This is a genomic window from Terrisphaera buseokensis (assembly GCF_047521145.2).
GTDB lineage: Bacteria > Verrucomicrobiota > Verrucomicrobiia > Opitutales > Opitutaceae > ER46.
Genome location: NZ_CM134186.1, coordinates 4440431 through 4455150, shown reverse-complemented (window position 1 = coordinate 4455150; position 14720 = coordinate 4440431). Strand labels below are relative to the sequence as shown.

Below are 14720 nucleotides of genomic sequence, written 5' to 3'. Positions count from 1 at the left end.
TGAATCTGCTCTCACCGCCGCGCCGCGCCGGGCGCCGGAGTGGGTGAGTGCGCTCAGTGCGCAGAACCGGCGGCCGGCGCGGCGTGGGCGGCGTGCGCCACCGTCGCATGTGCGGGTGCCTTGGCGTCGTCGAACACTTCCACCTTGCCGGAGCTCAAGTCGTAGCGGGCGGCGACCACCTTGATGTGTCCGTGTTTGGCAGCCTCGCTCAGAATCGGATCCGACGACCGCAGGGCCGCAGCCACCATCCGGGCGTTGGCGCGCACCGCGTTCTCGACCTTGTCGCCGCTTTCCTCCTCCGAAGCCTTCACCGCGGGTACAATGGATTCCACGATACTTTGGATGTGGCCGGGCGCATGACCGCCGGCAGCGGCGGCGCTCACGGCTCCGCATTTGGAGTGACCGATGACCATGATGAGGCCGGCGCCGAGATGTTCGACGGCGTACTCGATGGAGCCGATCGTGTGATCGTTAAGGATGTTGCCGGCGTTGCGCAGGACGAAAATGTCGCCGAGGCCCTGGTCGAAATAGATTTCCGGTGCCACGCGCGAGTCCGCGCAGGTGAGGATGATGGCGAACGGCTTCTGCCCCTTGGCGAGATCCGTGCGCCGGCTGACGCTCTGATCCGGATGCAGCAGGCCGCCGGCGGCAAAACGGGCGTTGCCCGCCATCAGCAATTGCAGCGCGGCGTCGGCGCTGACTTTCGGTTTGGCGTCCTTCGCGTCGGATGCGATCAGGCCGGCCGGGAGGCAGGCGACGAGAAGGAGCAACGTGGCTTTTCCGGGGATATGCATGGGTGTGGACAGACCTTCTCCCGAGAACGACCCGCCACGGCCTGAACTTCAGGGCTTTCGCCGCGGGAAAACCGGCCGGCAGCGGCGGTCGACACGTACGGGATTTGCCCAGCGGAGGTGGGCCGTCGGTTCCTTGTGGCGAGCCGAGGTTTCGCGCTTGCCGCGCAGGACGAAGCCACGAAAGCCTCATGAGCATGAAGGCGTTGCTCGCAGGGGTAGTTGTAGTCGCAGGGTGGGCGCTCGCGGCGCGGGCTGAACTTCAACGCGACATTGAATACGGGCAGGCGGGTGGGGAACGCCTGCTGCTCGATGCCAGCGTGCCCGATGGAGCGGGGCCTTTTCCGGTCGCCATTCTCGTGCACGGCGGCGGCTGGGACAGCGGTGACAAACAGGGCAGTGACAAGCCGGGCAACGGGGCTGACATCACGCCGTGGTTCGCGCCGTTCACCGCGGCCAAGTTCACCTGGTTCTCCATCAACTACCGACTGGCCCCGAAGCACCGGTGGCCGGCGTGCTTCGACGATGTCCAGACGGCGATTCGCTGGGTGAAGGCCAACGCCGCTGTGTACAAGGGTGACGCGCGCCGCATCGTCCTCGTCGGACATTCCGCCGGCGGTCATCTCGTCGCGCTCAGCGCCACGCGTTCCAATGCGGACACCCGCGTGCAAGCCGTGGTGGGATTCGCGCCCGTGACGGACCACGAGCAGGATCTCGCGCAGCGCGGCGGACTGAGCATCGCGTTGCAGCACCTGCTGGATCGGCCCAGGGAAGTGACGCCCGATGCGCTCACCCAACTGCGCGCGATGTCGCCCGTGAATCGCGTGCGCGCCGGCCAGCCGCCCGTGCTGTTGATCCATGGCGATGCTGACAAGACTGTGCCCATGCAGCAGTCGTTGACGTTTCAGAAACGGCTGAAAAGCGCGGGCGTCGCGTGCGAGCTGATCACGATCAAGGGCGGCCCGCACGGTCTGCTCACGTGGTCGAAACTCGATCCGACTTACGAAGCGGCGATGATCGCGTGGATCCGGCGTACGCTCGGCGAGGCAGGAAACTAACGGGACGATATGCGAGTGCTGGGAGAAAGGGCCAAGCAGGAAGCCATGAACCCAGGAACTTCTCTTTGTGTGCCCCGGTGGCCGAATTCAGTATCCTTCATTTCCTGGATTCATGGTTTCCTGCTCGTTCCTTGCCGTCTGCTGGCCGATTCCCGCTGTTCATCCGTGCCAGGTGTGATCGGCGGAACAGCCCCGGTTTCAGGAGTCGAATTCTCATCGTCAAGGCCCGCTGCGGTCGCGATGCTCCGGTCATGGCGCTCGAGTTCAAAGATTACTACGCAATCCTCGGCCTGACCCGTACCGCCACGGCGGACGACATCAAGAAAGGCTTCCGCAAGCTGGCGCGGAAGTATCATCCGGATGTCGCGAAGGACAAGAAGATGGCCGAGGAGAAGTTCAAGGAGATCAACGAGGCGCACGAAGTCCTGAGCGATCCCGTGAAACGCCGCCAGTATGACGAACTGGGTGCAAACTGGCAGCAGGGTGCTGCGGGTCAGCAGCCGCAGCCGGGCGGCATGCGCGGCACGCGGCGTCCGAGCCCGGCCGACGAGCAGGAATTTCAATTTGGCGGCACCGGCTTCAGCGATTTCTTCGAACAGTTCTTCGGCGGCGGCCGTCGGCCCGGTGGCGGTGGGGATCAGGGCTTCGGACGTCGCACCACGCGCGGTGGCATGCCTGAAGAGCCGGAGTACGCCGAGCGCGGCGCCGAGGTGGAGGGCGATATCCTCGTGACGCTCGACGAGGCGATGAAGGGCTCGATGCGGAAGATTTCGCTGCAGCACGTCGATCCACGGACCGGCGAAGCGGAACGGGAGACATTCACCGTGCGCATTCCGCCCGGAGCACTCGAAGGCCGGCGCATTCGTGTGCCTGGTAAAGGCGGGCCGGGCAGTGGCGGCGGTCCGGCCGGCGATCTCTATTTGCGCGTGCGACTGGCGGCGCATCCGGACTTCGAGGTGCGCGGAGCGGATCTCTATCACGATCTCGAGCTCGCGCCCTGGGAGGCCGTCCTCGGACGGAAGGTCGCGGTGCCGACCCTGTCGGGCGCGATCAAGCTCAAGATTCCGGCGGGCACCAGCAACGGACGCCAGTTGCGCGTTCGCGGCCAGGGATTGCCGAACGGCACGGCGGGCGAGCGAGGCGATCTCTACGCCGTCGTGAGCGTGCAGGTGCCGCCCGCCGTGACGGACGAAGAGCGTGCACTCTGGGAGCAGCTCGCGAAGGTGTCGAAATTCGATCCCCGGTCGATCGATTCCTGAGGTTGCCCAGGGACGCCGGCGCTCCCGAGGTCCTAACGGTAGCGTTTCAGCAGGGCGGCGGCGGTCGTGCGCATGTGTTCACGCAGCTCCCGCGGTTGCAGGACCTCGGCGTCTGCGCCCCAGGTGAGCACCCAGCGTTCGATCTCGGCGAGCGCGCCCAGACGCAGGCGCAGTTCCAGGCCGCCGTCGGGCAGATCGCGCAGATCCTGCGATTCGTGCCACTCGCGCTCGCGAATCCGATCGGCGACCGACGCCGCGAACCGAATGACGACCCGGTGATCGCGTTCGCCGCCGAGGACGCCGAGGGCGTTGGCGAAAAATTTCTCAGGCGAGAAATCCGCCGGGCGCACGAACTTCGTTTTCAGCACGCTGGGATTCGTGATGCGGGGCAGGGCGAAGGTGCGCAGGGCGTTGCGCTCGGAGTCGAAGCCGACGAGGTACCAGAGGTTCTCGCGGTGGGCGAGGTGGTAGGGCTGTACGCGGCGGCGGGCGGCCTTCGTCTCACCCGGCTTGCGGTAGTCGAACTCGATGTCGTGCTGGCGCAGCGTGGCGGCGCTGAGGGCGTTGAAGATCGCCATGTCGGCCTTGCCCAGCCCGACGTTCTTGAACGAGACCGACTGCAGCTCGTCCGCCGGCGAAAACGAAATGCGATCCTTCAGCGCGCCCGTCAGCTTGTCGAAGGACGTTTCCAGCTGCCGGTGAAACGGCGTGCCGCGGTACTGCTCGAGGGCCTTGCGGGCGACGAGCAGGGCGAGCAACTCGCCCTCGGACACCTGCACGGTGGGAAAGGCCGAGACTGGGTGCGTGTACCGGTAGGCGTTCAGCTGCGGCTGGAATTCGATCGGCAGCTCGAGCCGGTCGCGCATGAAGGCGATGTCACGCACGATAGTCTTCCGGGAAACCTCGAGGGTGCGGGCGAGCTTCGTGCAGTTGGTGAACGCGCCGCGTCGCAGCTCGTCGTGGATGCGAAGCATGCGCTCGATCGGCGGCCGCGAACTCTGGGAGGCAAACGTCATGGCGCGAAGAGAACATTTTTTCCGGGTGGGACAAGCAATGTCCCACCCACGGGCGTAGGATGCGCGCATGAACTCACTCGCCCGTTCCGCCCGCCGCTCCCCGGCTGTTCGCAAATCCGCCATCAGTTCCTCGCCGCAGTCGGGATTGAATTGGATTCATGATGGCATCCGGCAGCGCGTCACGCTCTGGCCCGAGGTGCGGTTCGAACGCGAGGTCGGACCCGACGAATGGGTCGCCGGCGATCCCGGTGAGGACGTGTTTGCCTCGGCTGCGCTCGGTGTGACCGCCGGCCAGTGGCGCCGCTACCTCGAATTCGTGCCCGCCGCGGAGCGGGAGTTTCTGGCCCGGTTCCAATTCGGTCGGCTCGCCGCGTTGCATGTGATCACGCAGTGCCCGGAACTACTGCCCGCGTTGCAGGAGACGGCGGCGCTCACACCGTTCCTGATCATGCACCTCAGCCTGCGCGGCGGCAGCGGACCGGCCTGGCGCGAGATTGCGGCGGTCTTCGAACGCGACGGGCTTTTCGGCGTGTTGCAGTGGCTCGGTCTTCCGGCATCGCGGCAGACGGTCGCCATCCTGCAGGCCATTGCCGATCCGGATCTGCCGCGCCGGCTGCTCGAGCCGCTCCGCGCGGCGCTCTGGGAGCCCGAGACGATCTGGGCGCTGTCGCGCGGTCCGGCGCTCACCGACGAACGCCTCGCGGCGACGTGTCACGCGCTGGCGGCGTAGGTCGACTGCGTTGCAAATACTCCGCTGGACGCGGCGAGATGGGGTCGCCAATCTCCCGGACCCCACATGAACACATCATACCTCGTTTGTGCCCTGGCAGGAACTCTGGTCGCGACGGCCTTTGGCCAGCCGCATCAGCTCGTCAAGAAATGGGAAACCGAAGCGTTGTTGAAAACGCCGGAGTCCGTCCTCTTCGACGCCGGTGCCCGCGTGTTGTACGTCGCGAATATCGACGGCAAGGAGCCGTGGACGAAGGACGGCGCCGGCTCGATCGGCAAGGTCGGCCTCGACGGCAAGATCATCGCCGCCGAATGGGTCAAGGGCCTGGAAGCGCCGAAGGGAATGGGGCTTTCGAAGGGCAAACTCTACGTCGCCGATATCGACCGCATGGCGGTGATTGACGTCGCCAAGGGTGCGATCGCGGAGTTCATCGCGATCCCCGGTGCGCAGCAATTGAACGATGTCACGGTCGACAAGACCGGCGTCGTCTATGTGTCCGACATGAAGGGCCTGAAGATCTATGCGATTCGGAATGGCAAACCCGAGGTGTTCCTCGAGGGCTTCAAGCGTCCGAACGGCGTGCTCGCCCAAGGTGATGATTTCTACGTGCTCGACTCCGGCGCGTTGCTGAAATTCAGCAAGGGCAAGCAGCGCACGACCGTCGTCGAGGGCATGGATCCCAGCACTGATGGCATCGAGCATGTGCAGGGCAACGAGTTCATCGTGTCCTGCTGGGCCGGCGCAGTGTACTACGTCAAGGGCGGCGAGAAACAGCAGCTGCTCGACACGCGTACCCAGAAAATCAATTCGGCCGACATCGGCTACGACCCGAAGGGCAAGGTCGTCTACGTGCCGACGTTCTTCGTCAACACGGTCGCCGCCTACGAGCTGAAGTAAGGCCAATCGCAATTCCGGGTTCCGTCATCCATGGGCCGGGCACACGCTGCCCGGCCTTTTTAGTGGGCGCAGCGTGAGCGTGACTGACATTCGGCGCCAGCGGGCGCGAATTCAGGTCGTGCGTGGTTTACCAGTGAAACCGCCGGCGGGATTGCGGATGGGTGCAGAGCGTGCCCGGTTTCCGGGTCCGTGAACCCACCCCTTTCCATGAAGCTGTCCCCCGCCATTCTTTCCCTGCTTTTCTCGGGCGTCGTCTGCGCCCAGGTCGCTCCCGTCGCTCCTCCCGCCGGGCCTGCGGCGGGTGCGGCCCGACCTTCGCTCAAACCGGAGGATACGATTGTGCTTACGCCGTTCACCGTGAACACGGACCGCGACAACGGCTTTGCGGCCGCGAATGCCGGGACCGCGACGCGCATGGCGCTCGACATGAAGGATGTGCCGGCCGCGTATCAGGTTCTCACCCGCGATTTCATCGACGCCCTGGGCATCACCAACATCCAGGAGGCCACGACGTGGTCGACGAATGGCGGCAGCATCGTCGACGGTAACGGCCAGGATGTGTTCAACATCACGTTTCTCGCCAACATGCGCGGTGTCGCCCTCAGCAGCGGCCAGCAGCGCAACAACTACCTCTCGGCGGGCACGCTCGATAGCTACGCGCTTGAGCGCTACGACATCAGTCGCGGCCCCAATGCCGCGCTCTTCAGCGTGGGCGCCAACACGGCGCTGGGCGGGGGCATGGGCGGGCAGACGAAAAAGGCGCGCTACGACAAACCGCTCGAGACGCTGGCGTTCACGTATGGCTCGTGGGACTACAAGCGCACGACCATCGATGTGAACCGGCCCCTGACCGATCGTCTCGCCGTGCGTGCCAACGCCGTCTGGTTTGATCGCGGCGACTGGCGGCTGAATGGCTTCGAGAAAACCAAGGGCATCACGGTCACCGGCTCGTATCTCCTTACGCCGAAAACGGAGCTGCGAATTGAAGGCGCCTACGACTATACGCGCCGAAACAATCCGCAGGTAAACCTCTTTGACAACGTCAGCGGCTGGGACGGCGTGACCGTGCTCCGCGGGCCCATCACCAACGCGGTGTGGGGCGATCAGACCGGGGCGTTGGGCGCGACCAGCGCGTCGGGCGCCCGTCTGAGCTACAACGGCGAGGTGCAGGGCGTGAACCGCCAGGGCAGCCCGTACTACGTGTGGAATGCCTTCTCGGGCCAGAGTGCCGTGATGAACTACCAGTTCGAGGGCTACACCCGCCGCGCCGATGAGACCGCGCGCACGCCCATGCTGGCGAACGGCACGGTGATTTCGCGCAACGGCAACACCGCAGTGCTGCCGTTTGGCAATGCCGGCCAGACGCTGCGTCCACCGACGCCCACCGCGACCAGCAATTCCGGCGAGCTCGATTTTCGTTATCAGCAGGTGCTGCCGGCGGATCGTTTCAACCGCGCCCTGGCGGGCTCATACTTTCGCGTGCCGGACAAGCGCTACACCAACTCGCTCGACACTGAGATTCTCGGGCAGCTGACGCGCGACGCCAACTTCACCCTCGCGCACCAGATCGGCGACAGCCTTTACCTCGAACTGGGCGGCGATGTGAACCAAGTGCACGACCGGCGGATGAATCCGAACAACCTGCGGAACGTCCGGATCGACATCAATCAGCTGCTGCCGAACGGCGCGCCGAACACGCACTTTCTCCAGCCCTACATGGACACGCCGCTGGTGTGGAACAATCGCTTCACCACCAATTCCGCGCTGCGCGCCAACGCGGCGTGGAAGAAGAACGCCGGTAAGTGGGGCGACTACATCTTCAATCTGAATGTCAGCGCCAACAACCGGAACGTGCAGAACCGGAATTATGTCTACAGCATGGCCAGCCTCGCGGACCACCGCATGTGGCAGGGAGCCGACGAACAGATTCGCACCCGTTACTACTGGAACGACAGCGCGCGGCCCTACACCGACAGCGGGGTGCCGGCCAGCGTGTATCGTGTCAGCTGGGTTGATCCCAACGCCCCCGTCGCCTCCACCGTCGCGGTGGCGCCGCGCTGGACGCTCGGCGACTGGAACGATCAGGACGAGCGTTTCAACAATGCGATCCTCGCGATCAGCGCGAAGTACTTCGGCGGGAAACTGGTCCTGTTGAGCGCGACGCGCTACGACGCATTCCGGACCCGGACGAAAGCGCGGGTCGAGTTTGGTGATCTGCCGGTCGACTGGGATGGGTCGGCGCGTACCTACAAGCCCGCCGCCCCGGCGGACTGGCGCTCGCTCAGCTACATTCCGCGCAACAACACCACGGGCGTCGCCACCGCGACCAAGGCGATTCCGGCCGCGACGCGGCCCCGGGTGAATACGACGCTGCCTGCCAACACGACCAACAACGGCGTGCAGGTGCCCGTGAGCTTTTTTGCGAACGACCGCTTCCGGAATGACTACAGCCCGCCCGACAACAAGGGCGACGGCCTGAAGATCAGCGACGGATTCGTCTATCACGCGCTGCCGTGGGTGTCCTTCGTTGGCAACTACGGCTCGACCTACGTCCCGCCGCCAACGAATGCGTTCGACCTGAACAACGATGTCGTGATGCCGCAGGAGGGCTGGGGCTTCGACAGCGGTCTTCGTTTCACGTTCTTCCGCGGCCGCCTGACGGTGAACGCGAATTACTTCTACAACGTCGAGGAACACCAGCGGACCGATCCCCCGGTCAAGGGTTCGATCAACGGGCTGCTGGCCCGCAATTCGGCCGACGACGGCGCCACCGACGGCCGCAATGTCCGCGGCATCCCCGATGTCTTCGGCACCGACTACCAGTCCCAGAAGAACAAGGGACTCGAGTTGGAGGTCATCGGCCAGATCGCGCGCGGCTGGCGGATGATGCTGAACGTCGGTACCGGACGCGTGGATACGTTCGATCGCTGGCCGCTGGCCAAGGCGTTTGTGCTGGAGAACGCCGACATCTACCGGCAGGTGCTCGAGGATGCGGGCGGGCGGCTCGACACCACGCAGAAGCCCAGCAGCGCGCCGCATGCGCCCGGACTGGCGGTGGTCAATCCCGCGGTGACGCCGGCAATTGCCGCGGAGCGGACGAATGCGATCAACGACTACAACAACATCTGGACCAACTATGAGTTGATCCTCGGTGACGTCCCGTTTCCGGGCACGAACCGGCTCACGGCCAATCTCTTCAGCGACTACACCGTGCAGTCGGGCCGTTTCCGCGGGCTGCGCATCGGGCTCGGTTATCAATATCGCGGCCGGAACTTCATCGGTTATCGAACCGCCGACACCATCGTGAGCCCGACGAACCCGAATCTTGCGATCGACGATCCCGACGCCGGCACGAACACGCCGATGTACGTGAAGATCCCCGGCATCGCGACCGCGACCTTCGGCTACACCTGGCGGCCGAAGGGCTGGAAGCGGCTCGACGGCAAGGAGGTCGCGTTCCAATTGCGCATCCGCAATCTCTTCAATAATCAGCAGGTGGTTTACCAAGACGAAGGCGTCCAGGCACGTCCGCCGAACGGTGACTTCTCGAAGCCGAATCGCGTGAGCGTGCCCGTGCGCATCGGTCAATTCACGGAGCCGATCAGCTTCCTGTTCACGACGACGCTGAAACTGTGAACGGAAGCAGACGTTGATGCTGAGGATTGAAGGATTGAACTCCCGCACTCGTGGGGCGGGCTCTTGCCTCAGGAATCGACGGCCGGCTTGCGGCGACGGTCAGCGCGTCGGTGCGGACAATGCGTCTGTGTCCTCGCGCACGATTTCGTTCCGCTGGGCGCCGGGATTCTGGACGACCGGCGCCGCGGTGTTGAGACGTAGCACGATGTCCCGCGCGAGCGCTTCCGCTTTTTGATAGTGCGCGTAGCCGCGGTGGGTCGCGAGTTCGATGGCGAATCCCGGAGGAACGAAGGCGGGGTCAGGGGTGCGCAGCGTGATTCGGTGGCTCCGGCCGTTGACCACGGCAAGCAGGTCGTTGGCGAGGCCGCCCCGGCTGTCGAGCAACTCGAGTTCCACCGTGGCGTCATGGGAATTCACATACGGCAGGCTGAGCGCCTCGCTGTAGCGCGCGTCGGCGCGGCAGGCTTGCAGCCCGTCGCGCGAGCCGACGTTGAATCCGGTGGCGACGCACTCGCGCGCCACGCAGTTGACGAGCGTGTCCGCACTGCTGCTCAGGCCGGTGCAGAAGCCGCGCCGCATCCGGGACACGGTACAGTCGACGATCCGCGTGGGACCGGTGGGCTGACCTTTGCCCGCGCCTTCGTAGAGCCGGATTCCGTCTTCGCTCAACGCGATCATTTCATCGTGCAGGATGCGTCCGTCCGCGCCCACGTTGACGCCTTCAATGTAGCCGTGGCCGCGGGTCATGAAGGCCCGCTCGAACGCATAGCCGGATTTCTCGGCGAGAATGTCATTGGTGGAGCGAAGCAGGCCATCGACGTGACAGTCCTGGATCAGCGTGTCGCGGGCGCCTTGCACGAAGATGCCGTGGCCCATGGCGCGCATGTGGACGCGGCAGCCGACGAGGCTCACGTTTCGCGCCGGCCAGCCGACGCGGATGCCGTTCATCTTGCGCACGTCGCCGCCGCTGATGCCAAACAGGCTGCCGTGGCCCCACGGGCTCGAGCCGGAGGTCGTGATGTCGACGTCGCGCAGCACAATGTCGCTTCCGGTGAGATCGAAGATCTTGTTGCGGCTCTGCAGTCCCGGCCGGTCGCCGAAGTTTTCGGTCCGCAGGCCTTCGAAGGTGATCCGGTTTCCGGTGAGTGAGAACGCACAATAGAACGATCCGGAACCGCCTGGACTCGCGGCGATCTGGCGGAAGAGGTTGGTGTCGATCCGGAGCGTAACGCCTCTGAGATCCCAATGCGTATCGTCGCCGGTGAGGGCGATGAAGTGACGCGACGAAGCCTGATCCAGCGTGTACGTGCCCGGCTTCAGCCGGACCTTGACGCCGCTTCTGCCGGCGAACTCGCGCAGGGTCGCCAGCGAATCGATCGTGATGAAGCCATCGCGCGCGGGCGCTGTCGCGGCTTTTTCTGCCGCGCCGCTCGTCGACACTGCGAGCTGGCCCGATGCCGCCAACACGGCCGCGCAGAACCAGCGAAAGCATTGGAGACGGAGAGGGGGCACCGGGGTGAAGGGACGATGAGCGCCAGTGCGGACCGAGGCAACGCAAGGAACGCCCCGGGAGCGCAGGCGGGACGCCTGTGCACCCGACTGCGATGCTAACGCAGTATCCGTACACCCACGACGCGGTTTTCGACCAGGTCGATGAAGAGTGTGCAAAGGGCGGAATCCTCGGTGATCGCTGCCTGGCCGGGGCCGGACTTGGTGCTCATCAAACTGGGCCCGCCGGGCGCGCTGGATGAAACCACCGTGCCGATGGGCCGGGTTCCCGGGGTTGAGACTCCGACGGTAACGGCGGTCCCGGCTTCGTAGAGGAAGTTGCGATACACCCACGTCTCGACCTTGCCGTCGTCGGTGTCTTTGAGCGTGACGCGATTCGGCCTGCCGAGTGCCATGTAGACCACCTCGGAGGAGAATCCGTAGTTGAACAGTCCCTTGCGCACCAGTTCCTGGGAGAAGCGATCGAGCGAGGCAAAAAGGGCGGGGTTCTCCTGGATCCGGGCGTTGCGTGACGTCTCGCAGCCACTGCACAACGCAAGGGCAAGCAGGGCGGCCAGCGCGGACATCGTGGGAACTTTCATGGGGCGGGGTGGCGCAGATTCAGCGCCAAAATGGAGCGACGATCGAGCCGGATTCGCGGTCACTGGCGGGGCGCTGTTCGGGTGCAGACACAAAAAAGCGGAGGCCCGTGAGGGCCTCCGCCGTGGGACCAGGCGCAGTTGCGCCGGTTCTTAGAACTTGAGGGTCGTCGTCATCAGCCAGTTGCGGGCCGGAGACTGGGCGAACGAACCTTCGGAATACTTTTCATCCAGAAGATTGTAGACACCCAGACCGGTCGTGACGCGGTAGCCGTAGATTTCCCACGGATAGGAAACCGTGGCGTCGAACACCATGTAGTCGCCCGACTGGTAACCACCGGCGAGGGGATTCCAGTCAACCGAGCGGCTGACCACAGCCTTGGAGGAGTAACGCATGCCGCCGCCGAGGGCGAGGCCGCGCACGACACCTTCCGTCAGCGTGTACTTGCCGAGGACGTTGAACCGGTATTCCGGCACGTTCTCGAGGCGGGCATTGTAGTAGATGTCAGACGCGACCTTCGCGGCCGGGGTCGAGGCGTTGTACGCCGCGGTGCCCGGAGCATTGCGGGTCTTGTCGAAGACCGTCTTGGCGGTCCACAGCCAGGAACCGTTGATGACAGCCTGGAAGTTGCGCAGCGGGGTCCAGATGACCTCGGCCTCGGTGCCTTCGATCCGGTTCTTCAGGTCGGTCGTGCGCCAGCGGAAGTTGCGCTGGTTGTATCCCACCGTGCCGGGAGCAAACAGCGTCGTGCTGAAGTTGAACGGTTCCTCGAGGTTGGACTGCTTGGCCGGGTCATCGAGCTTCTGGTTGGAGCGCTCGCCGCGGAAGAACGAGACCGTGCCGACGATCTTGCTGTCCAGCGTGGAGATCTTCGCGCCGAATTCGACGTTCGTGCCCGACTCGTTCTTGACCTGGGCATAGGCGCCGCGGGCTTCCATGACCTGCTTGGCCTGCGCGACCGAGGTGATGACCTGGCCGAGGTAGGTGAAGCGGCCGCCGCCGTTGTTCAGGGCGCTCTGGTAGACGCTGAGTTCGTCACCGACGCCAGGTCCGGGGAAGAACCCGCCGACGTTACCCGAGTTGAACTTGAAGAGCTTGGAGGCCGAAGCGTAGACGTTGATCTGCTTCGTGACTGCGAACGAGAGGCCGGCCATCGACGAGCGACCCTTCTGGTCGAGCGGGATCGTCTGCTGGTAGGCGCGGGAGTGACCCCACTGGTCTTCCGCATACGCGCCCGGATTCGTGATCATGTCGGACGTGTAGATGTACCACGGGAAGTTGTTCGACTGATCCTGCCAGCGCTCCCAGCGCTTTTCCTCGCGGTAACCGGCGAGCAGCGTCAGGCGGTCCTCGAAGAACGAGCCCTGGTAGTTCGCGTACATGCTCTGCAGCGACGGACGGTAACCATCGAGCGCATTGCGATCGTCCTGCCAGTACACGCTGATGTCGGGGCTGATTTCAGCGCCCGGATCCCAGTTCGTGTAGATCTGACGGACCGGCTTGATCGCGTTGTTGCGGTCACGGATGACCTGATTCACCGGCACCGCGCCGAAGTCATAGACCTTCGGGTTGACGGCGTAGTCAGGATTGGAGGTCAGGTTGCGCGCGCCAGGCAGGAACGCGAGGTTGACGTCGGTCGCCGCGGCCTTGCCGAGGTAGAGCTGACGCCAGTCGGACTTCTGACCGCCGACGAGCAGCTTGTTCTTGATGCCCCACTTGTCGTACTTGAACACCAAGTCGAGCAGGGACGTCTTCGTCTCGCGGTAGTAACCGGAGCCGCCGGCGCCGAGGCCGACGTTCCAGTGCACGCCGTCGGCGTAGGGCGTGGTGACCGCGCCGTTGCCGTAGTTGTTGAAGTTGGACACATCCCGCACCCAGGCGGCGCGGCCGCTGAGCCAGGAGAAGGGCGAGAACTCGACCGAGGCCGTGGCGACCTTGACCTCGTTGTCACTCCAGGAACCGCGGCTCGTGTAGTTGAACGCTTCGTCGTAGATCGTCTTGCCGGCGGTGTCGATGTAGTAGCCGCCGCGCTTCACCTTGGTGTAGGCGGGCAGCGTGAGATCATTCGTCGCAATGCGCTTGTTGTTGATGTAGGTCGCGTACGCCACCGTCGGGGTGGTGGTGTTCTGGACGACGCCGTTGACCGTGTTCGAGAGCGTGGCGGTCGAGGTGCCGTACTGACCGGTGCGGGCGGCGCTCTGCCAGCCGGCGAAGTCGCTGAAGATCCAGTCGTAGTCGTTGTAGTTGAACTTTTCCTTCAGGTACTCGAAGTCCAGATTGATCTTCACCTTGCCGCTGGTGAAGGGCAGGATCGTGAGCGAGGGCGTGATGTTGAACGCCTTCTTGTACTCGAACCGACGCTCGCCGACGGTGTCCTCCCAAGCGCCGACCACGCGGAACGCTACGGTTTTGGACAGCACGGCGTTGTGGTCGTACTTGACCTTGTCGCCGCCGTTGTCGTCCACGAGGAACGAGAACTGCGTCGGGGTCTTGGCGAAGGTGGCGCGCTTCGTGATGTAGTTGATGACGCCGCCGGGATAACCCTGGCCGAAGAACACCGAGGCCGGGCCCTTCACGATTTCAACGCGCTCGACGTTGTCGACGCTGTAGGCGGTGTAACGGAAAATGCCGTCACGCATCAGGGTGTTGACCGAGAAGCCGCGCATCGTGAAGCCGCCCTGCGGGGTGGCTTCGTTGGCCGGCACGCGCATCGCGAAACGGGTGTCGCCCGCCGCCGCCGCCGTGTAACGGAAGAGATCGGTGAGCGAACGGACGTTCGTGTCATCGAGGAATTCGCGCGAGAGCACCGAGATGTTCAGCGGGATCTTCTGGATCTCCATGCCGATCTTGGTGGCGGTCGCGGAATTGGTCTTCAGGTAACCATAATCCTTGTCTTCCTTGATCAGGAACGGCGACAGCGCCTGGATGCCTTCATCCGTGGCGAGCGTCGAGCTCGTGGTCGAGGTCGTCGTGGTGGTCACCGGACGGCTGGCCGGCGCAGCCGGAACCGTGGTGGGCGGGATTGCCGGGGAGGTGACCCCTTTGGTTTGGAACTCGGCGAGCTGCTTGCGCAGCGCGGCGTTTTCTTCTTGGAGCCGGCGGAGGGCTGCCGCGTCAGTTTGCGCAGAGGCAAACGGAGCCGCGATCAGCGCCGCCAGCGTCGTCGCCAGTACGCGACTGGCGAGCGGTCCTGGGTTTGTCATGGTTTTCATGGTTTGGGTACGGATACGGTTGGGTACAAAAAA

10 protein-coding genes are annotated in these 14720 nt (G+C 64.5%); 5 read left to right on the top strand and 5 right to left on the bottom strand.

The window, feature by feature from the left end:
• Nucleotides 1–53 precede the first annotated feature (53 nt).
• The gene (locus ACLJEU_RS16755; RefSeq protein WP_414660367.1) at nucleotides 54–794 is read right to left on the bottom strand and encodes a carbonic anhydrase; all 741 of its coding nucleotides are present in this window, start codon (nucleotides 792–794) and stop codon (nucleotides 54–56) included.
• A 194-nt stretch (nucleotides 795–988) separates the two neighbouring features.
• Between ACLJEU_RS16755 and ACLJEU_RS16750 the strand changes: the two genes are divergently transcribed.
• Entirely contained in the window at nucleotides 989–1849 is an 861-nt protein-coding gene (locus ACLJEU_RS16750) for an alpha/beta hydrolase (RefSeq protein WP_414660368.1), read from the top strand.
• Nucleotides 1850–2100: 251 nt separating this feature from the next.
• On the top strand, nucleotides 2101–3108 hold the full coding sequence (locus ACLJEU_RS16745; protein ID WP_414660369.1) for a DnaJ C-terminal domain-containing protein: 1008 nt from the start codon (nucleotides 2101–2103) through the stop codon (nucleotides 3106–3108).
• A 32-nt stretch (nucleotides 3109–3140) separates the two neighbouring features.
• Here ACLJEU_RS16745 and ACLJEU_RS16740 read toward each other — a convergent pair whose 3' ends face one another.
• Entirely contained in the window at nucleotides 3141–4124 is a 984-nt protein-coding gene (locus ACLJEU_RS16740; protein WP_414660370.1) for a helix-turn-helix transcriptional regulator, read from the bottom strand.
• Nucleotides 4125–4191: 67 nt separating this feature from the next.
• On the opposite strand from ACLJEU_RS16740, the gene ACLJEU_RS16735 reads away from it, so the two are divergent.
• The 3 genes from ACLJEU_RS16735 (at nucleotide 4192) to ACLJEU_RS16725 (ending at nucleotide 9387) form a co-directional block, all read left to right on the top strand.
• Entirely contained in the window at nucleotides 4192–4854 is a 663-nt protein-coding gene (locus ACLJEU_RS16735; protein WP_414660371.1) for a hypothetical protein, read from the top strand.
• Nucleotides 4855–4920: 66 nt separating this feature from the next.
• Nucleotides 4921–5751, top strand: a complete 831-nt coding sequence (locus tag ACLJEU_RS16730) for an SMP-30/gluconolactonase/LRE family protein (RefSeq protein ID WP_414660372.1) — start codon at nucleotides 4921–4923, stop codon at nucleotides 5749–5751.
• A gap of 207 nt (nucleotides 5752–5958) precedes the next feature.
• Entirely contained in the window at nucleotides 5959–9387 is a 3429-nt protein-coding gene (locus tag ACLJEU_RS16725) for a hypothetical protein (RefSeq protein ID WP_414660373.1), read from the top strand.
• A gap of 99 nt (nucleotides 9388–9486) precedes the next feature.
• Here the strand turns inward: ACLJEU_RS16725 and ACLJEU_RS16720 are convergent, their stop codons facing one another.
• From ACLJEU_RS16720 to ACLJEU_RS16710, 3 genes are all read right to left on the bottom strand, one after another.
• On the bottom strand, nucleotides 9487–10899 hold the full coding sequence (locus ACLJEU_RS16720; protein ID WP_414660374.1) for a hypothetical protein: 1413 nt from the start codon (nucleotides 10897–10899) through the stop codon (nucleotides 9487–9489).
• Between the two features lie 95 nt (nucleotides 10900–10994).
• Nucleotides 10995–11477, bottom strand: a complete 483-nt coding sequence (locus tag ACLJEU_RS16715; protein ID WP_414660375.1) for a hypothetical protein — start codon at nucleotides 11475–11477, stop codon at nucleotides 10995–10997.
• 150 nt (nucleotides 11478–11627) lie between these two features.
• Entirely contained in the window at nucleotides 11628–14687 is a 3060-nt protein-coding gene (locus ACLJEU_RS16710) for a TonB-dependent siderophore receptor (protein ID WP_414660376.1), read from the bottom strand.
• Nucleotides 14688–14720 lie beyond the last annotated feature (33 nt).